This is a genomic window from Granulicella sp. L56 (genome assembly GCF_009765835.1).
In the GTDB taxonomy this organism is placed as follows: domain Bacteria; phylum Acidobacteriota; class Terriglobia; order Terriglobales; family Acidobacteriaceae; genus Edaphobacter.
Genome location: NZ_LMUS01000006.1, coordinates 676,787 through 702,460, shown reverse-complemented (window position 1 = coordinate 702,460; position 25,674 = coordinate 676,787). Strand labels below are relative to the sequence as shown.

Sequence of the window (25,674 nt, the reverse complement as noted above, 5' to 3'; positions counted from 1 at the left end):
GGTAGATGCAGCGCGGCCTTGGCTATTGCTGGAGGATGACGGTGTCTCCGCTGTTGAGGCCGGAGAGGAGTTCGGTTTTGGTGCCGTTGGAGATGCCGGCCTTGATGGCGACTTTGCGGCGGCCGTTTTTTTGTTTGGGGTCGGGAACTTCGACGGAGGCGCTGCGGTCCTTGTCGTATAGGACGGCCTGCTCGGGAACGGTGAGGACATTTTTGTGCTCATCGAGAATGATCTCGGCGTTGGCGGTCATGTTGGCTTTGAGCTCGCCGCCGGGATTGTCGATGGAGACGCGGACTTCGAAGGTGGTGACGTTATCTTTTTCGACGCCGAGGGGGGCGATCTTGGTGACCTTGCCGTAGAAGGTTTTGTCCTTGAAGGATTCGACCTTGATGCGGGCGGGTTGGCCGAGATAGACCTTGCCGATGTCGGACTCGTCGACCTTGCCCTGAACGTAGACCTGCGTGGTGTCGCCGATGGTCATGACGAGCGTGGCGGTCGAGCCGAGCACAAGGATAGAGCTGACGGCGTCGCCGACTTCGACGTCGCGGGAGAGGACCGTGCCATTCATGGGCGAGATGATGATGGTGTAGCTGAGCTGCTCTTCGAGCTGCCGGAGAGAGGCCTGAGCTTCGGCGACTTGTGACTGCGCCTGCTTGAGTTTGGAGTTGTCGACGGTGATCTGGGCGACGGCCTTGTCGCGGGTATTGGCTGCGAAGAGATATTTCTGCTCGGCGTCGTCGAGGGCCTGTTTGGAGACCACGCCATCTTTGGACATCTGAACGGCACGCTCATAGGTGTGCTTGTACATAGGCAGGTCGGGAGCTTCGGCGTTGACCTTGTCGTACTCGATGGAGGCGGCGGCGGCGTGGGCGTTCGATTCGGCGGCGGCGAGCTGGGCCTTTTGCGCGGCTACCTGCGCCAGAATCTCGATCTGGTCGAGCTGGGCGAGGAGCTGGCCCTGATGAACGTGGGCGTTGATGTCGACGAAGAGCTTCGTGACGATGCCGCTGGCCTTGGATTTGACCTCGACCTTGGTGATGGGCTGGACTTTGCCGGTGGCGACGACTGAGCGGGCGATGTCTCCACGCTCAACCTTGGCAAGCTGCGAGGGGTCGATCTTTGTGCTGCTGCTGCTGGCGGCGATGGTGATGCCCAGAATCGCGGCGATGACCAGGACAGCGATGCCGCCCCAGATCCAGAGTTTGTGTTTATTCTTGCGCGCTGTCGCCACGTAGTTGCTCCGAGAGATGCTGGTTGAATCAACGATGAGCCGTCTCGGAGAAGTTTACGCAGAATACCGGGGGTTGGTTCCATTACAGGTGTGAAAAATTGTTTACGGAATACATAACGCGATTTCTCAAGCGTATTTGCGCAGGACGCCCAGGACTTTGCCCTGGATGCTGACGTTGGCGGCGGGGGCGTAGATGGGGGCCATCTCTGCGTTGGAGGGTTGGAGGCGGATCATGCTGCCCTCGCGGTAGAAGCGCTTAAGGGTGGCGTCGGAGCCGTCGACGAGAGCGACGATGATCTCGCCCTCGCGGGCGGTGCGGGTGCGCTCGACGAGGACGTAATCGCCGGAGACGATGTGCTCGTCGCGCATGGAGTCGCCGCGGACTTCGAGGGCGAAGACTTCGCGGTTGCCGATGATGTCGTTCAGCGAGATGCTCTCTGCGGTTTCGATGGCTTCTACGGGCTGGCCAGCGGCGATGCGTCCCAGAAGGGGAAGACGATCGGAGCCTTTTTTGCCGGTGCGTGCAGGCAGAACGTCGATGGACCGGCTGCGGTTGTGCGCGCGCTGGAGCAGCCCTTTGTTCTGCAGGTTGGTGACGTGTTTGTGCACGGTGGCAAGTGAACTAAGGCCAAGACCACTGGCGATTTCCTCGTAAGACGGGGAGTAGCCGTTCTTTTGCGTGAAGCCGGAGAGAAAGTCGAGGACTTCTTTTTGCCGCCGTGTGATAGCCATGCGGAGATTGTAGCGAATAAAAGGCGAATTGCAATAACTTTATTGATTCCTCGATTTTCAGGGGTTACTGATGGGTAAATCCAGAGGCAAGTAATTCCCGTTTTGAAATTGGATATGCAAAAAACTTCACATTCATCTTGTCACCTCGTTCCATATCGACCAAGGTGGTTACACACCGTTGGGAATTGCAACACAACGGAGATGGAGAACTAAAGATGCAGGTATTGATTGTTGAAGATGACGCGGCCTTGGGATCGTTTCTGCAGAAGGGGATGAAGTTGGAAGGGCATGAGGTGGAGTGGGTCGCGGATGGAGAAACGGCCCTGCGTCATGCCGAAGAGCACCGGCCCGACCTGATGGTGTTGGACCTGAGTCTTCCCCGTAAAGATGGAACGGAGGTGTTGGCAGAGATGCAGGGCCGTTTCGATGAGATGGCCGTGCTGGTGCTGACGGGACGTAACCAGGTGGAGGAACGGGTGAAGTGCCTGAACCTGGGCGCGGACGATTGCCTGTTGAAGCCGTTCAGCTTTCATGAGCTGACGGCGAGGTGCCGGGCGCTGCTGCGGCGGCGGGAGCAGTTTGCCGATCCTGTGCTGCGGCATGGCGACGTTGAGCTGAACCGGATGGACCGCAAGGTTTCGCGGCGCGGCGCGGCGGTGGAGCTGACGGTGAAGGAGTTCAACCTGCTGGAGTTTCTCATGCTGCGGCGTGGGCGGTGTTGCAGCCGTACCGAGTTGCTGCAGGAGGTCTGGCATATGTCGCCGGATGCGGGGACGAATGTCGTGGATGTGTACATCAACTATTTGAGAAAGAAGTTGAGCGTAGGCGATGTCGATGTGGATGCGGGCTACCCTGTGATTGAGACGGTGCGCGGCGAGGGCTACCAGATGGGCAGCATGAAGAAGATGCCGCAACGGGTCAGCGAGTTTCCGCGGCGGGCGATGTTTGCCAGTGCATGACCTCGTGCAAAGACGTAAGTCAGAGCTTGCGGTGCGGATGGATGATGCGCTGCACGGACTTTGCCAGCCGTTGACGGTGCTGCAATGCAGGCTCGCGATGGGCGAGTTGATCGGCGGACACGATACCATGCGGACGGCAATTGCGGAAGCGCTGGTGGAGTGTACCCGGGTGAATCTGGCGGTCAGTCTGATGCGGGAGATGTTGCAGCACGAGTTGCAGATGGATCGAGATATGCAGGAGAGGATGAGGTAAATCGGATGAGCGCAGGTCAGGATATCGTGACGGGAATGGGCGTTGTAGAGGTAGTGGCGCGAACGGTTGTACTTGCAAGTGCGGACGCGGCATTGCGGCAGAGATTGCGGCGGTCGTTGACCGGGCTGCGCTGGCAGGTGCGCGAGGCGACGGGCGGCGCGGAGGCGATGGCGCAGTTGGAGGCTTCGCGTCCTGAGGCGCTGCTGGTGGATAGCTGGCTGCCTGACCTTGAGGTGGGCGAGTTCGCGGGGCAGGTGCGAATGATGTATCCGGCGATGGAGATGCTGCGGGTGGATGGCGGCGTGGACGGAGGAGCGCGGAGTCCGAGGAGAAATGAACTGCTTCATGCTCTGCGCGAGGCGCAGGATGCTCCCCTGAATGACACGGCGACGTGGAAGGCAGCGCCGATTGCTGTGCCTCGAAGCGCAGGGAGTGCGCCGTTGGTGGTGAAGAACTTCGATCAGGAGGCGGCGAGACGCGCACTCTCGGTCCTGCTGGGGCGCGATGAGACTTCTCGGCCGGAGAGCGTCGTGGGCAGCCCTTTGCAGGATGAAGCGATGTTGCCGGAGATGGTGGGTGCGAGTGAGCCGATGCGAGAGCTGACACGGTTGATTCGGCTGGTGGCTCCGCGTTCGACGACGGTGTTGATCGAGGGCGAGACGGGAACGGGCAAGGAGGTTGTGGCGCAGGCGCTGCATCGGCTCAGCGAGCGAGCGGCAAAGTCGTTTACGGTGTTGAACTGCGCGGCCATTCCCGAATCGTTGCTGGAGGCGGAGTTGTTCGGCCATGCCAGGGGAGCATTTACCGGAGCGGTGCAGTCGCGGACGGGACGAATCGAAGCGGCCCATGGAGGGACCTTGTTTCTCGATGAGATCGGCGAGATGCCGATGGCGTTGCAGGCGAAGATGCTGCGCTTTCTGGAGTGCGGCGAGTTGCAGCGTGTAGGCGACAACGAGACGGTGCGCGTGGATGTGCGCGTGATTGCGGCGACGCATCAGCCTTTGCAGCAGAGATCGGAAGAGCGGACGTTTCGGCTCGATCTCTATCATCGGCTGGCGGTGTTTCCGGTGGAGGTTCCTGCTCTGCGTGACAGGATGGAAGATCTTGATCTGCTCACCGAGCACATTCTCGAAAAGATGGGACAGAAGATGCCGCGCAAGCGATTGAGTGCGGATGCTGCCGCGAAGCTGCACGAGCATCATTGGCCGGGTAATGTTCGCGAGTTGATGCATGTGCTGGAACGAGGCGCGATTCTATCCGGTGACAGGATGGAGATTGGCGCGGAGGAGATCCGCTATCGGCGGGCTACGCGGGAGTAGGAGTTGAAGAAATGCGAAGATCTGCCGATAGATAAGAGCGCTCTCATCCGAGGGCGCTTTTGTTTGGAACCCGGACTGCATAGGTAATCGCGTGGAGATGACGAGCATGGACGTGATGACGCCGACGGGCGATGCGTTGAACAAATACCTGGACCTAACTAGCGAGCAGATGAAGTTAACTGCCAGCAATATGGCCAACGTCGATACGCCGGGTTATAAGACCGAGGGCTTCAACTTTGAGCAACAGTTTTTGCAGCAGATGAATGGCAGCGCGGAGAAAGACTTTGGTGCAGGTGCAGAGGTGCAGGATGTCGATGGTTTGGTTGCGCGGCCCGATGGGAACAACGTCTCGATGGACCGCGAAGGAATGCAAATGGCTAAGTCACAGTTGCAGTTTCGGATGGGCGTGGAGCTGTTGAAGCAACAGTTCACCAATGTGATGGATGCGATTCACGCGGAGGCGAAGTAAGCGATGAATCTTTTTGGCGTGATGGATGTGAGCGCGTCGGCGCTGAAGGCTGAGCGGGTTCGGGCTGAGGTGGTTGCTTCGAATATGGCAAACGCGGAGACGACGCGGACTCCGGAGGGCGGCCCGTACCAGCGGCACCATGTGGTGTTTGAAGCGGAGGGGGGCGGAAGCTTTCAGAGTTCACTGATGAGCCAGATGAACGAAGGTACGAGCGATGGCTTAGGTGGTTTTGATACTGGCTTTAGCAGCGGCTTTACGAATGATCTTTCGAGTGATGTGACCGCTTCGAATGGAGCGCCTGGTGGAGTCGCGGTGACAGGTGTGATTGCGGACCAGAGCGCTCCGCTGCGCAGATATGATCCGCAGCATCCTGATGCCGGGCCGGATGGGTTTGTGGCTTATCCCGATATTAATCCGCTGACGGAGATGACGGACCTGATGGGAGCGACGCGGTCGTATGGGATGAACGCCTCCGCGGTGCAGGCAGAGAAGAACATGGTTGGGTCGTCGCTAGACATTTTGAAATAGGGAAGACGAGAGAGGTTTGAGCAATGATGGATGCCGGAACAATCGCAAGCGTGATGAGCAGCGCCCAGGGCGCGGCTGGGGCAGATGGCTTTCTGGACACGGCAACGAATGCAGCGGCCAACAGTGCAACAGTACCGTTTGCCGGGATGTTTCAGACGATGGTGCAGCAGACCAGCGCGCTCGACAAAAAGGCGAGCGATGCCGTGACGGGATTGCTGACAGGTCAGGGTGTCGAGATCCACGACGCGATGATTGCGACGCAGAAGGCCGACATGGCCTTTGAGCTGACGTTGCAGGTGAGGAACAAGGCCGTCGCGGCGTACCAGCAGATGATGGGCATGCAGTTCTAAACGAAATTGAAGGAATGCTGAGGCGAGATGGCTGAGATAGAGCGGGCAGGGCTGGAGAAGACCGGGCAGCGCGTTGCCGGGGCTTCCGGCGATGGGCTGGTGGATAGAGCGGCGGCGATGGCGTCGGCGATGCAGCAGCGGCTGATGGCGATGCCGGTGGGCAAGCGGACGTGGCTGATTGCATCGGCTGCATTTCTGGCTGCGGCCTGTGTGGGGATGATGTGGTTTGCGCAGCGTCCGGATTGGCGGGTGCTGTTCAGCGGGCTTGACGGCAAAGATACGCAGCAGGTGTCGCAGGAGCTTGCGGCCGCGGGAATTTCTTTTCAGATGACGGCGGATGGCACAGGCATCGAAGTGCCTGCGGATATGTTGGACAAGGCACGCATGGAGGTTGCAGCGAAGGGGATGCCGCAGACAGGGCGGCTGGGGTTTGAGCTGTTCGACAAGCCGAACTGGGTGGGAAGCGAATTCGATGAGCGCGTGAACTATCAGCGTGCACTTGAAGGCGAGTTGGAGCACACCATCGAGACGCTCGATGTTGTTCGGTCGGCGCGGGTGCATCTGGTGTTGCCGCAACAGAGCTTGTTTGTGTCGGAGGAGAAGGCGGCAAAGGCCTCGGTGGTTTTGAAGTTGCGGCGATCAACGGTCGATCCGGAGCAGGCCGATGCGATTCGCAGCCTGGTGGCGGGAGCCGTGGAGAATTTGAGTCCGGACCAGGTGACACTGGTCGATGCCGATGGAAGGGCGAATCTAAAACCGAAGTCGGGCGACGCCAGCAAAGACGAGGCGGAACAGGAGATGGAGGCGAAGCTGGTCGCGATGCTCGAGCCTCTCGCTGGCCGCGACAACGTTCGCGCAACGGTGAATGTGAGTTACGACGAAGGCAGCGAGGAGCGGACCGACGAAGTCTACGACCCAAGTCAGACGGCAACGTTGAGCATGCAGAAGAAGGAAGAGGTCTCGGCTTTGCCGACGGAGAAGGCGTCGGGGGTTCCGGGGACGGCGAGCAACTCTCCGGCGGGTGCTCCCGCGGGTTCCGTTGCGGGATCGCAGGCTGCGGCAGCTCCGGGAACTCCTCCGTTGTTGCAGAAGCAGGCGCTGCCGGTGTATCCGCAGCAGGGAAATGGGCGCGATCAGAGCATTCAGGAAGAGAACGGGACCTATGGAGTGACGAAGCATCTGCTGCACTCGGAAGAAGGGCCGGGGCGAGTGCGACGAGTGACGGCAGCAGTCGTGGTCAATGATCGGGCGATGACGGAGGGTACAGGGAAGCTGGAGCATACGGCTTGGAAGCCGCGAAGCGCGGACGAGATGCGCAGGCTCGAACAACTGGCACAGGCAGCGGTCGGCTATGATGCACGGCGAGGAGACCAGGTGGTGATGGAAAACATCAGCTTCAGTACAAACTTTCCAGAGATGAAGCCGCCATTGCTGGATAGTGTGATGCAGGGAGCACGCACGCTTGCGATGTCGCAGCCAGGAATGATGCGGACTGTGGTGATAGGAATCTGCGGCGTGCTGTTGGTGCTGTTTGTGCTGCGTCCCGTGGGGAGACAGGTGGCGGCTACACTGCGCGAGCCGTTGTTGCTGACGGCTGGTGCGAATGCCTCTGTTGACTTAGGCAATCAGCAGGAACGGATGTTGCCCGCAGAGCCGGAATGGAAATTGGATGAGGGAGAGGATCCAATTCCACTGCAGGTGAGGAGTAGAGCACAACGCCAACAACAGGGAATCTTCGATTATGTCTCCGAGCATATTCGGCGGGAGCCGACGCAGAGCACGCGGTTGCTTGAAGCATGGATCGGATCGACGGAGGACGGTGAGTGATGGGTGCAGCGATGCAGATGCGTGAGGCTGAGAGCGTGCGGCATAATCCGCTGTTGTTGCCGGCGGAGTCGGGGTTTGCGCCGGCGGAGATACCGGGTTTGCGGAAGGCCGCGATCCTGATGGTGGCGCTTGGCGATGAGTTGGCGAAGACACTTTTCCTGAGTTTGTCGGAGGCGGATGTCCGGCGCGTGACGGAGGAGATTACGCGCCTGGGAGAGATTCCCGCGCAGCAGCTGACGCAGGTGCTGACGGAGTTCTACGGTCTGCTGGAGACGCAGCAGTACATGGTGCGGGGCGGTCCGGAGTATGCACTGAAGCTGTTGACCGAGGCGTTCGGGTCGAGCAAGGCTGAAGATCTTCTGGCGCAGGTGAAGAAGATCCGCGAGCGGACCAATGGCGATATGGCGATGTTGCAGAAGATGGATCCGCAACATTTGAGCAAGTTTCTGGAGACGGAGCATCCGCAGACGATTGCGCTGGTGCTGGCGCATCTCGATGCAAAGCGAGGATCGGCGGTGTTGATGAGCCTGCATGGGCAGATGCGAGTCGATGTCGTGCGCAGACTGGCGGAGATGCGGCAGTTCTCGCCGGAGATGGCGCAGACCGTCGCCCTGGTGTTGCACAAGCGAATGGAAGGAGCCGGATCGTCTGGAAGAAAATCCTACTCCGGCTTCAAGGCTGTGGCGGAATTGTTGAATCGCCTGGACCAGATCGAGAGTAAGGGAATTCTTGAGGAGATCGAGCACGATGAACCGCAGCTCGCCATCGGGATCAGGAACCTGATGTTTACGTTTGAGGATCTTGTGACCGTTCCGCCGGAGAGCATTCGCGAGTTTGTCGCGGCCGCGGACAAGAAGGTGTTGGCGCTGGCGCTCAAGGGCGGACGCGACAACGTCAAGTCGCATCTGTTCAAGGCGATGAGTTCTCGTGCGGTCGAGATGCTCAAGGAAGACATGGAGGTGATGGGCCCGGTGCGTTTGAAGGAGGTCAATCACGCGCAACAGGAACTGCTGGCGCTGGCGCGTCAACTTGAAGGCGAAGGCCGCATGATTCTGAAGATGGAGGTCGACGATGATCTCGCTATCTGAGGACGCGAGCAATGGACGTGCGAACAATGCTTTGCCAGGTATGCCTGAGAGGCCGATCAACGGAACTCGTAAAAGAAATGACATCTCCCGGCTTGAGTTTCATGCGGTGAGTGAGCCTGGAACTTCTCCCGCGCAGAATTTGGACGCGGTACAGGTTTTTGATGCGGCCGAGGTTTACACGCAGGAACAGGTTGAAGAGTTAACGCATCAGTTGAAGCTGCAGCAACTGGAATTCGAGGCACAGCTTGAGAGGGTTCGTGGCGAGGCGCGAATTGAATCGCGGGAGCAGTGGGAAGCAGAGTTGAGCGAGAGCGTGGCAGCGGAACGCGCTCGCGTGGCTCACGTTTGTGAGAAGTTTGCAGAGGAACGCAAGCGCTACTTCATCGCCGTAGAGGCTGAAGTTGTGAAGCTGGCTCTTGCGATTGCAGAGCGTATTCTGCATCGCGAGGCAAAGCTCGATCCCTTGCTCCTGACTGCTGCCGTGCGCGTTGTGCTGGATAAAGTTGCCGACAACAGCACGATGGAGTTGCGCGTTCCTGCTGCCGAGTTGGAGCGATGGAAGGACGCGCTTGTGATGGAGACAAAATCGAGGGTGCAACTGATGGGAGATGAACGGCTGGGCATCGGCGAATGCGTTCTTGAAACATCCGTGGGGAAAGTGGAGCTCGGTGTGAGTGCGCAGTTGGAGGAGATTGAAAAGGGGTTCTTCGATCTTTTGCAGCAGAGGCCCGCTTAATGGTGCATGAGATGCCGGCGCAGAAAATGCTTGGATCGTACTTTACCCAACTAGCTACCCGTTCGGCATTGCGATGGAGCGGGCGCGTCGTAGAGGCCAATGAGCAGACGGTCGAGGCGGAAGGGCCTCTATGTTCGGTAGGCGAGTGTTGCGAGATTCTGGACGGAGAAGGAAGGCGGCATCGCGCAGAGGTCATCGGATTTCGCGGGCGACATGTGCTGGCGATGCCACTTGAGGCGACACGGGGGATTCGCTACGGGGATTCGTTGATGGCGACTGGGAGGACTCCAGAGATTGCGGTTGGAGAAGAGATGGAGGGGCGCATCTTCAATGCGCTGGGTGAGCCTCTCGATGAGATGCCGGTTCCCAGATCGGCGCAGATGTGGCCGCTCGACGGCGCTGTACCGCACCCGATGGAGAGAGAGCCGATTAAAGAGTCGTTGCAGACAGGGCTGCGGGTCATCGATGGAATGTTGACTGTGGGACGCGGTCAGAGGGTGGGGATCTTTGGCGGATCGGGAGTGGGCAAGAGCACATTGATCGGAATGATGACGCGCAATACTGCGGCCGACCTTACGGTTGTGGGCCTGGTAGGGGAGCGTGGGCGTGAAGTGCGCGAGTTCGTCGAGGACTCGCTTGGGAAAGAAGGGCGTCGACGCTCGGTGGTTCTGGTATCTACTTCGGACCAAAGCCCGTTGTTGCGAATGCGCGCGGCGATGGCGGCCACGGCGGTTGCGGAATATTATGCTGCGCGTGGCAAGCATGTGTTGTTAGTGCTGGATTCGCTGACACGGTACGCGATGGCGGCACGGGAGATTGGACTCGCAGCCGGTGAGCCTCCGGCCAGCAAGGGGTATACGCCTTCAGTATTTGCGCGGCTGGCAAAGCTTGTAGAGCGCGCAGGGAACTTTCAGAATGGCAGCATTACGGCGTTCTATACCGTACTGATGGAAGGCGACGATCAACAGGACCCTGTGGTGGATGCTGTGCGATCGCTTCTGGATGGGCACGTAGTTTTGTCGAGGTCGATGGCGGCTGGAGGATGGTATCCGCCCGTGGATGTTCTGGATTCGTTGAGCAGGTTGATGCCCGCGGTTACGGCACCGGCGCATCGATCGCAAGCGGCGCTGGCGCGTCGATTGCTGGCAGCTCATGCGCGGTCGGAGGACCTGATTCGCATTGGGGCTTATAAGGCAGGGACGGACGAAGAACTGGATCGGGCGATGCGAGCGATGCCTGGGCTGCGCGAGTTTCTTGAGCAGGGAAGTCACGAGCGCGTGACGATGGAGCAAACGGTGGCGCGATTGAGTGCAATGGAGCTCTAAAGGTGCATTCGAGATTAGTGGCGTTGAAGAGGCTGATGTCGTTGTACGGAGGCATCGAAGAGATGCGTTCGGTAGACCTTGAGCGGGCCGCGATGGCTGTTCGCGAAGCGGAGCAGGCAATTGGTGTCGAGGAGGAGAGAGCGCGTTCCTCGAGCTCTCATGGCCGCGATGCGTTGATGGCCGGAGACCCCTTAGGCCTGGCTGCAGCCCGGACGCAGCAGGAGATTGCCGAATGGAGACAGGAGCGCCTGCAGGAGGTTCGGTTGCAACGCGAGATGCTAAAAGCTGAAGCGCGGAGACAGTATGTGGCGAGCCGTTTGCAGAGTGAACAGATGAAATATGTCGTCGACAATACGAAGGCGCAGATGGAAGTCGAGGCTGGAAGGAAGATGCAGACGGCGTTGGATGACCGGTTTCTTGCGCGGCAACGATGGTCTGATACGCGTGAGGAATTGCGGACGCCGGTTGAGATAAGTTCCTCCTAATCCTTCCAGCAGCTTCTTTGGCAAATGAAATGCACTTCGTTGGTAAAGCGGAAGAGGAAGAGACATGCTGATGGCAGCAGTAACTTCGACATCACCTGGTACCGATACGGCGAACACCTGGTCTGCTTCCTCCGAGCGGACAGAAAGTTTGGGCATCTCATTCGCCGAAAGCTTTGATGGAGGGTCGGCTCTTACTGGTGAAACGCAGTCCCCCGTTGCTGATCAGATCAAGCCGATGGCCATGATCGAAAGTGAAGTTCTGACCTCTGGTAAAAGCTCCTCTATGGGCGCCGTTGTCTCGGATTCAAAGGCGAAAGGCGGTGAGAATGCCGCAGGCAAGATCCAAAATGGCTCTGCGAATGTGCTTCTGGCCGCGCTGGGAATAAAAAAAACAATTGCTCATGTTTTGAGTAAAACGAGCTCGAGTGTAACCGCCGCAGTGCCACTGAGTGGTGGGAAGCTAAGTGGAGGAACGGATACAGATATTCAGTCAGAGATGTCGGACGGTCAGACTTCATCAGTTACTTCGGGGAACAAAAATGATCATGCCCAGAAGTTAACAGATGGGGTAACTGACGGGAAGACGTTGGACAGTCTAGATGGGCAAGTGGATCTTGATACAGAAGGTGCTACCCCCGGAAAGCTTCCCGAGACGGACAGCGTTGTTCAACGAGTTGTTGAAAGCAAGAGCGAGATTTCGAGCCCTGATAAGAGTCAGAAGACAAGTTCGGCCAGGAAAATGATTAAGGATCACGACGCGTCGGTGAAAACAGAGAAGGCTTCTAAGTCAGCAAGTAAGTCAGTTGAAAAGGCCGGAATGGGACAAGCTGTGGTTGGGATCGAGGGACAAACCGCAGTTTATGCCCTGGCGATAGTGAATCCGATGGGAAGACAACAGTCTGGAGCGGGAGTGGCTTCAGATGCCAATTTGCTGTCGCCCATTCTCTCTTCGGCCTCCGGGCGAAGCGCTGGAACCGCAGTGGCTGTAAATAGTAAGAGCAGCAAAGAAACTGCAAATACGGAAAATCCGGATGAGGGCAAGATGAAGACGTCTGAGTCTTCCTCAACTGAAAATGCGGCTTCGCAAAAAACAGAGGCTGATGCGTCAAAGACGGGATTTGTTATCGCAAGCAATCCGGATGAGGACAAAGCCAAGGTACAGAGTATGGCGGCGTTGGGTACGGTTGCCGGACAGTTGCATGCTGTGTCGGACGGAACTGGACCTATCGTTGGAGATGTCGCTGGCAGAGCGCTGACTCATGATGCTGGGGTGAATCTTCACATGACGGACGCGATCTCCCATGCGGTTTCAACGGTACAGACTGGCTCGAATCCGGCTGATGCGACAGTGTCGGCCGATCTGGCGCACAAGACCTTGATGGTCACCCCCACGTCGCTTGAAGTAGGCGTTTCCAATGGGACGCATGGGTGGCTTAAGATTCGTGCCGAGATGGCGGACGGTGGCGCGATTAATACGTCCTTGTCTACCGCTTCGTCCTCCGGACAGGAGATGTTGCACCGGGAACTTCCTTCGTTAACGGCGTATCTGCACAGCGAACATGTTGCTGTGAACGCGGTTGTCGTTCAGCCAACGGTTGCGGGGGAGACAGATTTCAGGAACTCCTTTGGAGGGACTGGAGGCACTGAAAATGGGCAGGCCCAGCAGAGCGACGGTCGCGGAAGAGAGAGTCGACAGGGCCCAACGAATGCAGTGCCTACGCCTGCAGGAACAAGCGCGCTTTATAGCGGTGCCGAGGGAGAGGAAGTATTTTCTTCGGCGTCCTATGCAGGGGGAGGAAACTGGTTGAGTGTAAGGGCATAAAGAGATGGATGGAATGCAGACATAAAGTGAGCCAACAACTAATTGAATTAAGGAGAGTAGAGATACTATGTCAGACATAAATTTGACCGGTGGAATAGGGTCGGCAGCGGCGACTACGGTCGCTTCCGCGCTGTCGCCGAAAGCCACGGCAAAAGACGCAGCGGCAACAGGGAGTGCTGCATCAAGCAGTTCCAGTGATGCGGCTTCGGACGGGGCGACGATTACATCGAGCGATTTTCTGACGCTGCTGGTAACAGAGTTGAAGAACCAGGATCCCACGCAGCCGACCGATCCAAATGCCTACATCCAGCAGTTGGTGGGCGTAAATAGCTTGCAGCAGTTGATCTCGATCAATCAGGATCTAACGCCTATACCGGCATCTACTTCAACTACCGGCACCTAGAGTCGAAGCCGAGACGCAGAGCAAAGAAGACTGGCGCGGGCTGGCGGACAACCACAGCAGAAGTAAAACCAAGGGAATGAGGAGAACGGCGATGGGATCATTTTCAACTGCATTGAGCGGCTTGAGTGCAGACTCGGTGGCACTGAACACGATTGGAAACAATCTGGCGAACCTTAACACGACTGCCTTCAAAAAGCAGACGACCAATTTCGAAGATCTCTTCTATCAACAGATTGGAGAGAATGGATCCAACGATGCGCTGCAGGTCGGTGTGGGCACGAAGGTCGCCAGCACATCAACAAGCTACCTCCAGGGAAGTATTAACCCCACAGGCGATACCAACGACATGGCATTGAGCGGGGACGGATTTTTTGTTGTCCAGCAGGGCGGAGTACAGTCGCTGACTCGCGCAGGTGATTTTCAATTGGACTCCAGCGGAAACCTCACTACAGCGGAAGGTGAAAATGTGATGGGGTATAACGCTGTCAACGGGGCCATCAGTGGCAGCAGCGCGCTTGCGCCGCTAACACTGCCGACTGGATCGACCGAGTCGGCAAAGGCAACCCAGAACTTCTCGATGACGGCGAATCTAAATGCAGGCGCGACGGTCGGAACCTCTTTTACTGCTCCTCCGGTACAGGTCTATGATTCCCTGGGGCAAACGCATCAACTGACCATATCGTTCACGAAAACGGCAGCAAACACATGGGATTACAGCGTGGCGCTTCCTGCTGGAGACTATACGGGCACGGCTACGAACACCACCGGAACTCTCACGTTCGACTCGAGCGGAAACTTAGTCTCGCCGACCGGTACCTTGGCAGCAATCGGCTTTCCCAGTCTGCCGAACGGGGCCAGCGATTTGAGCGTCAACTGGAACCTGGATGATGCCACTGGCAATCCGACAATCTCTCAGACGACGGGCGCCTCGGCGGGCAACGCAAGCAACCAGGATGGGTTTACAAGTGGCGTTTACCAGGGCTTCGGTGTTGATTCGAGCGGAATTATCACAGCTACTTATAGCAACGGCCAAAAGCAAGTTGTTGGTCAGGTCGCGGTGGCTACTGTGGCAAATGATCAGGGATTGACTGTCACTGGGAACAATAATTACACGACCACTGCGGCTTCGGGGCAGGCGAATATCGGGGTTGCGGGGACAGGCTCTCGCGGAACGATCACTGACAGTGCGTTGGAGTTGTCAAATGTAGATATCTCTTCTGAATTTGCAGATTTGATCGTTGCACAGCGCGCCTTTGAAGCGAACTCAAAGACGGTCACTACATTCGACACAGTGACCCAGGATACGCTTGCAATGATCAGATAAGTATCTTCCTATGACGTGAAGCAGACAAACGGGCATGGAATCGAATATTCGTTTCCATGCCCGTTCGCTCTATCGATCGTGAAGATTAGCTAATGTTGAATGCCGCGAAGTGGTGATCGGCTTGCATCATGTTCAGCATCATGGCTACTTCTGCTCCGGTTACTGATGTCGCTCCAACCCCGCCGCCTGTTGCATCCCCTGTGTCTGGATCAGCCAAGCCTTCGATTGCATACTTGTTGCTGGCGATACTGGCCGGATGCGCTATTGCATCGATGGTATTCGGTGGAGCGTTGTATTACCTTGCACGGTCGGGGAGACTGTCGATGCGGAAAGATGCGGCATCGAAGAGCGTGGCCGCCGTGGATGCTCATACCCATCTGTTGGCGCTCGATCCACTGCTTGTGAACCTCGCAGATCAAGGGGAAAGCACCTATTTGAGACTGTCGATCACTCTGCAGGTTGAAGATGCTATCGCGACGAAGGACTCCAGGGCCACGAACAATAAGAGTGGCGATGACGTCACGGCCGCAGTTCGTGACACTGCCTTGACCGTACTTGGCCAGCAAACGGCGGATAGCTTATTAGCGCCGTCTGGAAAAGAAGATCTGAAGGTCGAGCTGCTGAAGGCCTTGAATGAGCATGACCCTGACATCAAGGTGAAGAAGATACTCTTCACTGATTTTCTAGTGCAGCGGTAGCAGCGGTATTGGAATGCGACAAGGAGGAAGTTGAATGATGGAGACAGAGATGGAGTGGACAGAGATAACAGATCGCAGCGGGGCTACGTTCGGAGAGGACTCAGGTTCTATGTTGAATCCGTCAGTCCCCTGGATGTCGAGAATTGAAGAGCATTCTGCGTGGCCCAAGCTGTCTGGCTTGGAGCTGATGATGGCAGTTGAAGTACCGCTGCTTCGGTTTAAAGTGCAAGACCTTTTGGGGCTGTCCGAAGGTCAGGTATTCGAGAGCGCATTCTCGGACACAGAGGATGTTCCTTTGAGGATAGGCGGCGTACAACTCGGCTGGACGGAGTTTGAAGTGGTCGACCAGAAGATTGCTTTGAGGCTGACAAGGCTTGTTTAGGGGCAAATGGAATTTGGGACAGCGAGCGATTGAGAGATTGGAAACGGAGCGATGATGCATTCTCTGCGAGGTGCGGTGCGAGTGAGTGGAACAAAGACATCAGCCCATCCAGGCGGTCTTGCCGGATGGCTGCTTGGTCGCCTGGGAGAAGCAGGGGCTAAACGCCAAGCTGCCATTAAGCAAATGCGGTTGCTCGAGACGCTGCCGCTGGGCGGGAGACGAAATTTGATGTTGGTGAGTTGCGCGGGAGAACTCTTTCTGGTGGGAGGGAGCGCGGAAAGTATTGAGTCTATTGTGCGGGTTCAGGGCGGAACTTCACAGAGCATCGCGGCGAAGGGGATGGATGGTTTATGCCTTTAGCACGCGGACTCTACTGGTGTGGATTGTTATTAGCGATACTCAGCATGTTCTCGCCGGTGCTGCATGCGCAACGAGTCAACGCAGTCCCAATGGCCGGAATATTTGTGGCCCCGGAATCGTTCTGGGTGAAGCATATGCCAAAGCCGACGAAGGCCGCGCACAAGGCCAGCATCACTCCTGCTGCCACAAGGGCCAGTGGGACTGACAAACAATCGGGATCCGGCAACAACAGCGATTCAATCGCGAAGGTCATCGAAGCAAACAGAAGTGTGCCGTGGTCGATTGTTTTAGGGCTCACTCTTTTGACACTGCTGCCCGCAATTCTTTTATCGATCACACCGATGGTGCGCCTGCTGGTTGTCTTTCATTTTCTGCGGCAGGCATTAGGAACGCAGACCGCGCCATCAAACCAGATTTTGATGGGCTTGGCGTTGATGATGACCTGGTTTCTGATGCAGCCGGTTTTGCTGAAGGTAGAACAAGTAGCGGTAGTTCCTTATCAGGCAGGAGCGATCTCAGGCATGGAGGCCATGGATCGCGGTCTTGTCCCTGTAAAGGAATACATGCTGAGGTATGCGCGCGAGAAAGATCTGGAAGTCTTCGCAGCCGCGGGGATAGGGACTCGACCCCAGTCACGAGCGGACCTTCCTATTCAGGTAATAATTCCAGCTTATATTCTCAGCGAGCTAAAAGCCGGATTTCAGATTGGGGCGGTGCTGTTTCTTCCGTTCCTTCTCGTAGACCTGGTGGTAGCAAGTGTCACGACGTCCGTAGGCATGATGCAGTTGCCGCCTGTGGTGATATCGACGCCACTAAAAATTCTGCTCTTTGTGATGGTGGATGGGTGGAACCTGCTTGCCCATCAGTTGATCAAAAGTTTCTGAAGGTTTGATTTTAAGAGAGGCAGCGATGGGACCCGACCAGACTGTAGAGATGATGAGAAAAGTGCTGATGGAGGCGATGATGTTGAGCGCGCCGCTGTTGGTGGCGGCATGCGTGGTCAGTCTTGTGGTCAGTCTTCTGCAGACGCTGACCAGCGTGCAGGAGCAAACGCTGACTGTCGTTCCAAGGTTAGTGACCGTATTCATCGTGACGATGGCGACCTTGCCGTGGATGGTGCATCGGATGGTGAGCTTTACGGTGCGCCTGTTCAGCGACTTTCACCGGTACTTGGGATAGAGGCGGCATGAACCTTGAGACGAGTACGTTGGTCGCGGACTGGCCGCAGTATCTGATGGTGGGCGTGCTAGTAATGATCCGGCTCAGTGGATCAATGGTATTTGCCCCATTGTTTTCCTCAGCGGCAATTGCACCGCGAATCAAGGCGGGATTTGTCATTGCGATGACGGTGCTGTTGACACCTGCCGTGGCTGCAATCCCGAACCTGAGGACCACGCTTGATGCTCGCTCGGTATTGGGCGAGCTGGGCGTTGGGTTAGTGTTTGGCCTGTCTTTGATGCTGCTGAATGAAGCTTTGATGTTCGCCGGAATGCTGTTGGGAATGCAGTTTAGCTTTTCACTGGTCAACCTGATGGACCCCAACTCGATGATCGAAACACCTGTCCTGGGGCAGATGCTTAGTTGGCTCGGAATACTCGTGATCATTGGTGCAGGCCTAGACCGAAGTTTGCTGGCGGCGGTGGTGCGAAGCTTTCGCACGGTACCGGTAGGGCAGGCAGTGATCGAGGCGAAGACTGGTGAGGCATTAGCAATGATGGCCGGTGGAATCTTCCTGGCCGGGTTGCAACTGGCAGCGCCGGTCATTGCAGCTTCGCTTGCTGTCGAGATGACAATTTCGCTCGTCGGTCGGCTGTCACCTCAGCTTCCGGCGATGGTGATGAGCATTCCGCTGAAGACGATGGTCTCGTATGCCGTGTTGATCGGGAGCCTGGCCGTATGGCCGGGATGGATTGAGCATCACTTCGTGGGATTGCTTGATGCGGCAGGAAGGTTGATGACCGCGCTATGAGCGAAAAAGGAACAGAGCAAGCCACGCCTCAACGAAAGAAGAAGGCGAAAGAAAGAGGAGACAGCGTTCGCAGCCGCGAGCTTCTTTCTGCGATTGCAATGCTTGGCGGCGTGCTTATGTTAGGGGCAACGGCGCACGGATTCGTATCAGGCTGGGGCAAGGTGTATGCGGAAAGCGTGCGCTCTGCGGCTGTCGGTGAGGTAAATGGAGAGCAGCGATGGAATGAGGCCATTCGGCAGATGCTTGAGCCTGCTCTGTTGCCCGTGGGGCTGGTGCTGGCTGCTAGTTTTACCGGAACACTGATCGCGGGAGTGGCCCAGGTCGGCGGTGTTGAGATCCATCCGAACGCTATTGAGCCTCAGTTCGGAAAACTCAATCCAATTACAAACCTTGGACATTTGTTCAGCCTGCAGTCTGCGACGCGGGTCATGAAGTCGTTGGTTCCAGCCGCTGCAATGGTGGTGCTTGGCTGGGGCGCACTGAAGACATTGATGTTGCCGATGCCGGTGATGAGTCTGGTGCGGTTGTCCACGACCTTCTCAACAGCGTATGGCCTGGCGCTGGACGCGGCATGGATAACGCTTGCCTGGTCGGCGTTGGATTATGCGATCGAGTGGAGAAGTTGGAACGAGCGGCTCAAGATGAGCAAACAGGAAGTGCGTGAAGAGATGAAGGACGCTATGGGGAACCCGCAGGTCAAGGGGAGGGTGAGGCAGATACAAAGGGCGATGCGCAAGCGCAAAGTCAAAGCTGACATATCTCGTGCAAGCGTCGTCATCACCAATCCAACGCATTATGCAGTCGCACTGGAGTTCAGCTTCGAGACGATGCAGGCACCCATCGTATTGGCGAAGGGGCGAGACTTACTCGCGGCGGAGATTCGCGAAGAGGCCCGCTGGGCAGGCATTCCTATCGTTGAAAATCCGCCGTTGGCGCGAAGTCTTTATCGAGCGGTCGAGCCTGGGCAGTCGATTCCATTTGAGTTGTATGCGGCGGTAGCAGGAATTCTGGCGTATCTGTATCGCCAAAAAGTAGAAGAGCGGCTAAGACGCGAACGTCAGAAGCAGCAGGCACAGCAGGTTACAGAGCGTCCTGTGCCGTCTGGATTAATTGGATTGCGCGGCTATGGAGGTGGGATGTGAGTGAAGGCTTGGTGAAGAAGAGTGGTACATGGGAGGCCTCAAAGATGCGGCCGCTGCTGCTGCCTGTAGCAGCCATCAGCATGGTGTTCGTCATGCTGATTCCAGTGCCGAGTTTTGTGCTGGATCTATTGCTGGCAGCATCGATCACGGCATCGGTGATTGTGTTTTTGACGGCGGTACAGATACGACGCGCAGTGGACTTTTCTGTGTTTCCTACACTGCTGCTGTTACTGACAATGTTTCGACTGTCTTTGAATCTCGCGTCCAGTCGAAGGATTCTGTTGCATGGACATGAGGGAACACATGCTGCCGGCTCTGTGATTGAAGCTTTTGGACAGTTTGTCGTTGGCGGCAATTATGTCGTGGGATTCGTGTTGTTCCTCGCTCTCATTGCGATCCAGTTTCTCGTCGTCAGCCATGGCGCGGTGCGAACAGCCGAGGTCACGGCCCGTTTCACGCTGGATGCGCTGCCGGGCAAGCAGATGGCGATCGACGCGGACATGAACGCAGGGCTGATCGACGAACAGGGCGCCAGGAAGCGTCGGCAGGCGATTGCGCGCGAAGCCGAGTTTTACGGAGCGATGGATGGTGCCGCGAGGTTCAATCAGCGAGATTCCATGGCCACCATCTTGATTACGGCGATCAACATTATCGCAGGACTGCTGATCGGAGTGCTGCAGCAGGGCGCCGATCTATCAACTGCAGTCAAGACCTATACGATCCTTACCGTCGGCGACGGCCTGGTGACGATGATTCCGAGCCTGCTGGTGTCGATTGCAGGCGGTATCGTATTGACGCGAGCGTCTTCGTCGGGGTCACTGGACACAGAGCTCGGAACGCAGTTGTTACGCGGGAGAAATACGCTCTGGATTGCCTGTGGCGTGCTGCTTGCCTTGGCCCTCATTCCAGGATTGCCAAAGTTATCTTTCGTGCTGATGGCGGTGGGAGTTGCCTTGATTGCGCGCAAGCTGCCAGCGGCGAAAAGTGACGCAGCCCTGCTTGCAGACGAGGCGGCCGAAGATGGAGGTACTGCGAAAGAGAAGGCGAAGGCCATCGATGCGGCCAAGGGAGAAAACCTGGCATCGCTGCTGAAGATGGACGAACTCACGTTGGAGATCGGCTTCCAGCTCATTCCCATGGTGGACGAAAAGCAGGGCGGCCAGATGCTTAACCGCGTCAGGGCCCTGCGACGGCATCTTGCGACTGAGCTCGGATTTATCGTTCCTCCGATACACATTACGGATAATCTTCGCCTGAAGCCGCGCGAGTATGTGGTGAGCCTGCGTGGCATTGAGATAGCGCGATGGCAGACAGAGCAGAATTGCCTGCTTGCAGTAAACGCTGATCCGAAGGCACGTGTGCTGCCGGGTGTAGAGACGCGCGAGCCGGCATTCGGTGTGATGGCGCGATGGATTCAGCCTGGGCTGGAGGAACAGGCGCTGGCAGCAGGCTATTCGGTTGTCGATCAGACCACGGTGATTGGCACGCATCTTGGTGAACTGATTCGCCGGTACGCGCACGAACTGCTGGGGCGTCAGGAGGTCAAGCGCCTGCTGGACAGTATGACCGAGAGCTATCCGAAGTTGGTTGAAGAGCTGGTGCCAAAGCTGATGACGCTGGGCGAGGTGCAGCGAGTGTTGCAGCAGTTGCTGCGCGAACAAGTTTCGATCCGCGATATCGGCGCAATTCTTGAATATCTCGTGGAAGCGGCACAGACGTCGAAGAACGTCGTTCATCTGGTCGAGACGGTGCGCCAGTCACTGGGGCGAAGCCTCATTCATCCATTGCTCGATGGAGAGGGCAGCTTGCGTGTGCTGATGCTGGAACCAACGCTGGAGACAGATCTGTTGAATACATTCGACGCGAAGTCTGCACTGCTGCTGGGAGATGGCGCGCGAGCAGGCAACATGCCCGCGGACTTTATGCGGCGGTTGGTGGAATCTGTGAAACGCCTAACCGGAGGTGCCTCTACCTCGGCACTCCCCGTGCTCTTATGCCCAAGTCCAGCCCGTTATCATGTGCGGCGCTGGCTGGAGCCATTTTTGCCAAAGGTTACAGTACTGGCACCCGTAGAGATACCGAGCGAGATTCGAGTGCGAAGTATGGGGACCGTTGGTTGAAGAAGCAGGAAGTGCAGGCGGGTAAGACATGAAAGCACGGAAGGCAGAGCAGGATACGGAGGAAGTGATGAGCATAGGTGGTTCGGTTCCGGTAGAGATTTTGCACGGGGTGTCGAAGGGGAAACTGCTTTGCGACAGCTCTATGACAGCGGCATCGTTCTTTGTCCCATTTACGGCGAAGGATCAGCCGGAAGGAAAGAGTGAAAGTGAGACTGGAATGGATCGCGATCTTATGCTGATGGAGCATCTGCCCACAGTGCGATATCTGGCACGGCGGATTCACGAGCGCTTGCCGCAGCATGTGGAACTGGATGATCTCATCTCCGCCGGTGTAGTCGGGCTGATTGATGCATTCTCAAAGTTCGATCACAAGAAGAAGGTCCAGTTCAAGAGCTACGCGCAGTTCAGGATCCGCGGCGCCATCCTCGATTCCCTGCGAATGCTGGACTGGAGCCCGAGGGAGTTGCGAAGAAAAGGGAGAGCGGTGGAAGAGGCGATCCGCTCTGTAACGCAAAGAGTTGGTCGCGCCCCCTCTGAGCAGGAGATTGCGGGCGAGATGGAACTGGGCCTGGCCGAGTATCAACAGTTGCTTGGCGATCTGAAAGGGTTGGAGATCGGCAGTCTGCACGCCGAACGGTCGGAGGATTCGGGCGATGAAGAGCTGGCCTATATTCCAGGGCCACCAGAAGAAGATCCATTGTTTCGTTGCCTGAAAGGCGAGATGAAACAGCGGCTGGCAGACGCAATTGACGAGCTTCCTGAAAAGGAGCGCATGGTCTTGACTCTCTACTATTACGAGGAGTTGACCATGAAGGAGATCGGGCTCACGCTCGGTGTGGTCGAGTCGCGAGTCTCTCAAATCCACTCTTCCGCTGTCCTGCGGCTGAGGACTGCGCTTGCGGGACTACGCACGGTTGAAACATCGAGAGGCAGCAAACTACCCGGAGGAAAGAAGTAGTCCTCATGTCAGATAGGCAGCGGTGAAATTGAACGCAACAAGATTTAGAAGCAGAGAGGGATTTGATGGGAAAGCAACTTGAGCAGGGAGATATCGACGCACTCTTCGCGGCAGCCGGAGCGAATGCCGCGACACAGGCGGCGACGGACGGAGAGTCAGCTCCGGAAAGATACAACTTCAGCCGGGCCGGACAGATCAGCAATGAACAGATGCGGGCCATCAGCACGGTGAACGATCTATTTGCGCGCAACCTGATGCATACGCTTGGAGCATGGCTGAGAACGCCGTTACGGATAAAACTTGTGGCTGGCGAGCAATTGCCATTCAAGGAGTTTTTGGAGCGGCTCTCGATCCATACCTTTGTCTGTTCGCTCCGGCTGGAGCCATTGGGCGCCGTCGGCCTGTTGGAGCTTGAACTTGCGATCTCGTCGTCGGTCATCGACGTTTTGCTGGGCGGTGTGGGTAAGGCATGGCCGGTGCGCGAATTGACCGATATCGAGGAGGCAATTCTTACCTCGGTCGTGCAGCTTGCCGTGCAGGAGTTGAACCTTGCCTGGCAATCGGTGGGGCTCGAGTTTGTCCTTGAGAAGCGTGAGACGGATGCGGCGGTAGCGCGCATGATGACGCCCGGAGAAAGGACATTGTGTGTAAGTTTCGAAGCGCGCATGCCGGAGGCGCAGGGAGTGATTAACCTTTGTCTGCCCGCTGTCGTGCTCAATGCAATTCTGCGACGGCTGATCGCAGAAGGGGACCGTCCGCGCAGGCGATCGAAAGAGGCCCATATGCAGATAAGAAATCTGCTGGGGCAAGTAAGTGTAGGAACACTGTTGCAGTTTCCGCAGATGCGACTGCGTGCAAGTGACGTAGCGGCACTTGTGCCCGGCACAGTGCTGCGGCTTCCAATCCCCAAGACCGCGGCTGCGGAGTTGCGCATCGGAAGGCTGCATCTTGGGAGTGCGTATCCTGTGCGAACCGGAGAACATCGTGGAGCGCAATTGGAAGGTGAGTTGATGGATGGGCGTCTTGCCCCGTCTTTGAGCAGGCAGACAGATAACGCAGCGATGAGCGTGAATTGAGCGAGGCTTTAGATATGGAGAAGGTGATGAGTGCAGAGGAGACGGCGCGAGCCGAGGCGATAGGGCTTTTGTGCGATATCGAGTTAGATGCATCGCTGCAGTTTGGTTCGCGAGAGATGCCGCTGCGAGAGGTGCTTGAGCTGGGGCCTGGAGATGTGATCGAACTCGACCGGCACGTCGCTGAACCGGTGGACCTGGTGATTGGCGACAGGATCGTAGCTCGCGGTGAAGTGGTCATTGTGAGCGGAAACTTCGCGCTTCGGGTTACAGAAGTTGCAACGCCGCAACTGCGGCTGGAGAGCATCCGATGCCTTTTCTAGATAGAAGAAACAATAGTCGAGCCGCCGATGTCTCGCTTTTTGGGGGAGATCGATATAGCGCGGAGGCCCTGCCTGCGCAGGATCTGGATGGCATTGGATTACCCGCAACGCTGATCCAGGAACAACGGCGTTTTTGTGGATCAGCAGATTGCGCCGGTGGATGGACGATGCCGTGGCGCAGTCGCCGCCGCCCCATCTTTGAGGAGCAATGGGGTTGCAGCGGACGCTGTGTGCTGGCGATCGTGCGGGATGCACTGCGGCGAGAGGCAGGGGACGGAAGGATAGCAACAACGTCGGCGCTGCATCACCACCGAGTTCCATTGGGGCTCTTGCTGCTGTCGCAGGGTTGGATCACGCATCCGCAGTTGCGGCGTGCGCTTGAGGCGCAGCGACAGAATGGTACAGGCAGGATCGGCGAGTGGCTGATCGCCGAATGCGGCCTCGAAGCGGAACAGATCACTCGCGGCTTGAGTCTGCAATGGGGTTGCCCGGTGCTTAGCGTCGAGGGATTTTCTCCGGAGGCGATGGCGTTGGTGATGCCGGAGATTTTTGTTGAGAAATTTGGGTTGATGCCGTTGCGGATTGCGGGAAACCGTATCCTCTATCTCGCCTTTGAGGACCATCTCGACGCTTCGGCTTCTCTGGCAATTGAGCGGATGACAGGGTTTAAGGTTGAGAGCGGGATCTTGAATGAGGTCCAGTTCAGAGCGGCGCGAAGCAGGCTGCTCGAGTGTGACCGGGTGGAGACGAAACTTGAAGCGCTCTCGGATGCGGACACACTGGCCGGGCGAATCACTGCCATCCTGGAGCAGAAGCAGCCGACCGCTTCTCGTCTGGTGAGGCTGCACCATTACTACTGGTTGAGGTTGTGGCTGGAGAATGGTGCTGTAGGGAAGCTGGGCAAGTTTCCTGTGAGTCGAGAAGACACGGGTGACTATATCTTTACCGTTGGGCCACAGGGTTGAATTCGTTCTGGAATTGAGCAATAAAAAGAGGGCCGAGTGGCCCTCTTTTTATTGCTGTCGATGACGGTTTACTGCGAAATTATGGTGGCTGAAGCCGATTCTGTCGTGCCCAAGGTGGCTGCGGCGGCTGCGCGGTCTGCGTCACGGCCGGGACCGAGGCCCAGCTTGATGATGGCGCGGGAGTCCGGAACCAGCTTGGTCTGCCAGCCGTTGTCGGACTGATACTTCTGCATAGCAGCCGAAGTACTGGAATCCCAGTGACCCGAGGGACCAGTCAGGTAGCCCGATTTGACCAGCGCTGTTTGAATCTGCGTGGCGCGGCTGTCATCGATGGAGCGTTGACCAACTGTTCTAACTGCTGCCTTGGAATGCTTGCTGTGGCTGCGGGTGTGAAACAGCCTGTGGTGCGATGTCGGACCACGGCGTGCATGAATGACGGCAACACCGGGAATGGCAGTAGCAAGAACGAGCCCGGAGCACAGAACGAGTTGAGTAAACCTCATGGAGCAAAACCTCAAACTTCAGTATGGAATAGATGACTCTCTGTTTCTATTCATCGTCTGATCAGAGTATCCCGAGAGTAACCGTTTCACAATAGGAATGATATTCCCCATAAGCAGCACTTTTTGCAGTTGTGCTGGACGAAAGTTCGGAAAGTGGTTCTTTTTTGGAAAATTGTTCTTGGAAGATGTTTAAAACTGAAGGGTTAACACCGATTTTGACCGATGGTATGGATCAAGAACAGGCAAAAACAGGGACAACCGCAAAAAGCAGGTCCTCCGCCTGCGGCGAAGGATGACAAATTTGATTGAAGGCTGACAAGGTTGGTTGAT

The 25,674-nt window shown here is 56.9% G+C and carries 29 protein-coding genes; 26 read left to right on the top strand and 3 right to left on the bottom strand.

From position 1 onward, the window contains the following. Nucleotides 1-22: 22 nt before the first annotated feature. Both GSQ81_RS10830 and lexA read right to left on the bottom strand, forming a co-directional pair. The gene (locus GSQ81_RS10830; protein ID WP_158910763.1) at nucleotides 23-1,231 is read right to left on the bottom strand and encodes an efflux RND transporter periplasmic adaptor subunit; all 1,209 of its coding nucleotides are present in this window, start codon (nucleotides 1,229-1,231) and stop codon (nucleotides 23-25) included. Between the two features lie 126 nt (nucleotides 1,232-1,357). Further along, on the bottom strand, nucleotides 1,358-1,963 hold the full coding sequence (gene lexA / locus GSQ81_RS10825) for a transcriptional repressor LexA (RefSeq protein ID WP_158910762.1): 606 nt from the start codon (nucleotides 1,961-1,963) through the stop codon (nucleotides 1,358-1,360). A 215-nt stretch (nucleotides 1,964-2,178) separates the two neighbouring features. On the opposite strand from lexA, the gene GSQ81_RS10820 reads away from it, so the two are divergent. The 26 genes from GSQ81_RS10820 to GSQ81_RS10695 all read left to right on the top strand — a co-directional run bounded on the left by GSQ81_RS10820 (nucleotide 2,179) and on the right by GSQ81_RS10695 (nucleotide 24,841). Continuing rightward, nucleotides 2,179-2,922, top strand: coding sequence for a response regulator transcription factor (locus tag GSQ81_RS10820; RefSeq protein WP_158910761.1), 744 nt, complete (start codon nucleotides 2,179-2,181; stop codon nucleotides 2,920-2,922). 4 nt (nucleotides 2,923-2,926) lie between these two features. Next, nucleotides 2,927-3,175, top strand: coding sequence for a hypothetical protein (locus GSQ81_RS10815; protein WP_158910760.1), 249 nt, complete (start codon nucleotides 2,927-2,929; stop codon nucleotides 3,173-3,175). 5 nt (nucleotides 3,176-3,180) lie between these two features. Further along, the gene (locus tag GSQ81_RS10810) at nucleotides 3,181-4,494 is read left to right on the top strand and encodes a sigma-54 dependent transcriptional regulator (RefSeq protein ID WP_158910759.1); all 1,314 of its coding nucleotides are present in this window, start codon (nucleotides 3,181-3,183) and stop codon (nucleotides 4,492-4,494) included. Between the two features lie 106 nt (nucleotides 4,495-4,600). After that, nucleotides 4,601-4,963: a flagellar basal body rod protein FlgB gene (flgB, locus tag GSQ81_RS10805; protein WP_158910758.1), complete on the top strand. Its 363-nt coding sequence runs from the start codon at nucleotides 4,601-4,603 to the stop codon at nucleotides 4,961-4,963. Nucleotides 4,964-4,966: 3 nt separating this feature from the next. Further along, complete coding sequence (gene flgC, locus GSQ81_RS10800; RefSeq protein ID WP_158910757.1) at nucleotides 4,967-5,491, top strand: flagellar basal body rod protein FlgC; 525 nt, start codon at nucleotides 4,967-4,969, stop codon at nucleotides 5,489-5,491. A gap of 23 nt (nucleotides 5,492-5,514) precedes the next feature. Further along, nucleotides 5,515-5,841: a flagellar hook-basal body complex protein FliE gene (gene fliE / locus GSQ81_RS10795; protein ID WP_254060120.1), complete on the top strand. Its 327-nt coding sequence runs from the start codon at nucleotides 5,515-5,517 to the stop codon at nucleotides 5,839-5,841. 27 nt (nucleotides 5,842-5,868) lie between these two features. After that, nucleotides 5,869-7,668, top strand: coding sequence for a flagellar basal-body MS-ring/collar protein FliF (gene fliF, locus GSQ81_RS10790; protein WP_158910756.1), 1,800 nt, complete (start codon nucleotides 5,869-5,871; stop codon nucleotides 7,666-7,668). After that, a complete protein-coding gene (gene fliG / locus GSQ81_RS10785; RefSeq protein WP_158910755.1) occupies nucleotides 7,668-8,756 on the top strand; it encodes a flagellar motor switch protein FliG in 1,089 nt (362 codons plus the stop codon). The genes fliF and fliG overlap by 1 nt, the downstream gene beginning before the upstream one ends. Next, complete coding sequence (locus GSQ81_RS10780; protein WP_158910754.1) at nucleotides 8,740-9,492, top strand: FliH/SctL family protein; 753 nt, start codon at nucleotides 8,740-8,742, stop codon at nucleotides 9,490-9,492. The genes fliG and GSQ81_RS10780 overlap by 17 nt, the downstream gene beginning before the upstream one ends. 11 nt (nucleotides 9,493-9,503) lie before the next feature. Continuing rightward, nucleotides 9,504-10,817, top strand: coding sequence for a FliI/YscN family ATPase (locus GSQ81_RS10775; protein ID WP_158910753.1), 1,314 nt, complete (start codon nucleotides 9,504-9,506; stop codon nucleotides 10,815-10,817). Between the two features lie 35 nt (nucleotides 10,818-10,852). After that, nucleotides 10,853-11,302, top strand: coding sequence for a hypothetical protein (locus tag GSQ81_RS10770; protein ID WP_158910752.1), 450 nt, complete (start codon nucleotides 10,853-10,855; stop codon nucleotides 11,300-11,302). A gap of 64 nt (nucleotides 11,303-11,366) precedes the next feature. Beyond that, the gene (locus tag GSQ81_RS10765; protein ID WP_158910751.1) at nucleotides 11,367-13,124 is read left to right on the top strand and encodes a hypothetical protein; all 1,758 of its coding nucleotides are present in this window, start codon (nucleotides 11,367-11,369) and stop codon (nucleotides 13,122-13,124) included. A 67-nt stretch (nucleotides 13,125-13,191) separates the two neighbouring features. Beyond that, nucleotides 13,192-13,527, top strand: a complete 336-nt coding sequence (locus GSQ81_RS10760; RefSeq protein WP_158910750.1) for a flagellar hook capping FlgD N-terminal domain-containing protein — start codon at nucleotides 13,192-13,194, stop codon at nucleotides 13,525-13,527. 91 nt (nucleotides 13,528-13,618) lie between these two features. Next, nucleotides 13,619-14,851, top strand: a complete 1,233-nt coding sequence (locus tag GSQ81_RS10755) for a flagellar hook protein FlgE (protein WP_158910749.1) — start codon at nucleotides 13,619-13,621, stop codon at nucleotides 14,849-14,851. A gap of 323 nt (nucleotides 14,852-15,174) precedes the next feature. Further along, the gene (fliL, locus tag GSQ81_RS10750) at nucleotides 15,175-15,549 is read left to right on the top strand and encodes a flagellar basal body-associated protein FliL (RefSeq protein ID WP_158910748.1); all 375 of its coding nucleotides are present in this window, start codon (nucleotides 15,175-15,177) and stop codon (nucleotides 15,547-15,549) included. Nucleotides 15,550-15,583: 34 nt separating this feature from the next. Further along, the gene (locus GSQ81_RS10745; protein WP_158910747.1) at nucleotides 15,584-15,931 is read left to right on the top strand and encodes a FliM/FliN family flagellar motor C-terminal domain-containing protein; all 348 of its coding nucleotides are present in this window, start codon (nucleotides 15,584-15,586) and stop codon (nucleotides 15,929-15,931) included. 51 nt (nucleotides 15,932-15,982) lie between these two features. Next, entirely contained in the window at nucleotides 15,983-16,291 is a 309-nt protein-coding gene (locus GSQ81_RS20355; protein ID WP_158910746.1) for a flagellar biosynthetic protein FliO, read from the top strand. Then, the gene (fliP, locus tag GSQ81_RS10735) at nucleotides 16,282-17,175 is read left to right on the top strand and encodes a flagellar type III secretion system pore protein FliP (protein WP_254060119.1); all 894 of its coding nucleotides are present in this window, start codon (nucleotides 16,282-16,284) and stop codon (nucleotides 17,173-17,175) included. Before GSQ81_RS20355 ends, fliP begins: the two co-directional genes overlap by 10 nt. 25 nt (nucleotides 17,176-17,200) lie before the next feature. Beyond that, nucleotides 17,201-17,470 (top strand): flagellar biosynthetic protein FliQ, encoded by a 270-nt coding sequence (locus GSQ81_RS10730; protein WP_158910745.1) that lies wholly within the window; start codon nucleotides 17,201-17,203, stop codon nucleotides 17,468-17,470. Between the two features lie 7 nt (nucleotides 17,471-17,477). After that, nucleotides 17,478-18,260, top strand: a complete 783-nt coding sequence (locus tag GSQ81_RS10725) for a flagellar biosynthetic protein FliR (RefSeq protein WP_158910744.1) — start codon at nucleotides 17,478-17,480, stop codon at nucleotides 18,258-18,260. Next, a complete protein-coding gene (locus GSQ81_RS10720) occupies nucleotides 18,257-19,402 on the top strand; it encodes a flagellar biosynthesis protein FlhB (protein ID WP_158910743.1) in 1,146 nt (381 codons plus the stop codon). The genes GSQ81_RS10725 and GSQ81_RS10720 overlap by 4 nt, the downstream gene beginning before the upstream one ends. A gap of 44 nt (nucleotides 19,403-19,446) precedes the next feature. Further along, nucleotides 19,447-21,522: a flagellar biosynthesis protein FlhA gene (flhA, locus tag GSQ81_RS10715; protein ID WP_254060297.1), complete on the top strand. Its 2,076-nt coding sequence runs from the start codon at nucleotides 19,447-19,449 to the stop codon at nucleotides 21,520-21,522. 28 nt (nucleotides 21,523-21,550) lie between these two features. Continuing rightward, nucleotides 21,551-22,480: a sigma-70 family RNA polymerase sigma factor gene (locus tag GSQ81_RS10710; RefSeq protein ID WP_254060118.1), complete on the top strand. Its 930-nt coding sequence runs from the start codon at nucleotides 21,551-21,553 to the stop codon at nucleotides 22,478-22,480. Nucleotides 22,481-22,545: 65 nt separating this feature from the next. Further along, nucleotides 22,546-23,556 carry a flagellar motor switch protein FliM gene (locus GSQ81_RS10705; protein WP_158910742.1) on the top strand — a complete coding sequence of 337 codons (1,011 nt, stop codon included), beginning with the start codon at nucleotides 22,546-22,548 and terminating at the stop codon, nucleotides 23,554-23,556. A gap of 26 nt (nucleotides 23,557-23,582) precedes the next feature. Then, nucleotides 23,583-23,876: a FliM/FliN family flagellar motor switch protein gene (locus GSQ81_RS10700; protein ID WP_254060117.1), complete on the top strand. Its 294-nt coding sequence runs from the start codon at nucleotides 23,583-23,585 to the stop codon at nucleotides 23,874-23,876. Next, on the top strand, nucleotides 23,864-24,841 hold the full coding sequence (locus GSQ81_RS10695; protein WP_158910741.1) for a hypothetical protein: 978 nt from the start codon (nucleotides 23,864-23,866) through the stop codon (nucleotides 24,839-24,841). Before GSQ81_RS10700 ends, GSQ81_RS10695 begins: the two co-directional genes overlap by 13 nt. 68 nt (nucleotides 24,842-24,909) lie before the next feature. Here the strand turns inward: GSQ81_RS10695 and GSQ81_RS10690 are convergent, their stop codons facing one another. After that, entirely contained in the window at nucleotides 24,910-25,344 is a 435-nt protein-coding gene (locus GSQ81_RS10690) for a peptidoglycan-binding domain-containing protein (protein WP_158910740.1), read from the bottom strand. Between the last annotated feature and the right edge of the window lie 330 nt (nucleotides 25,345-25,674).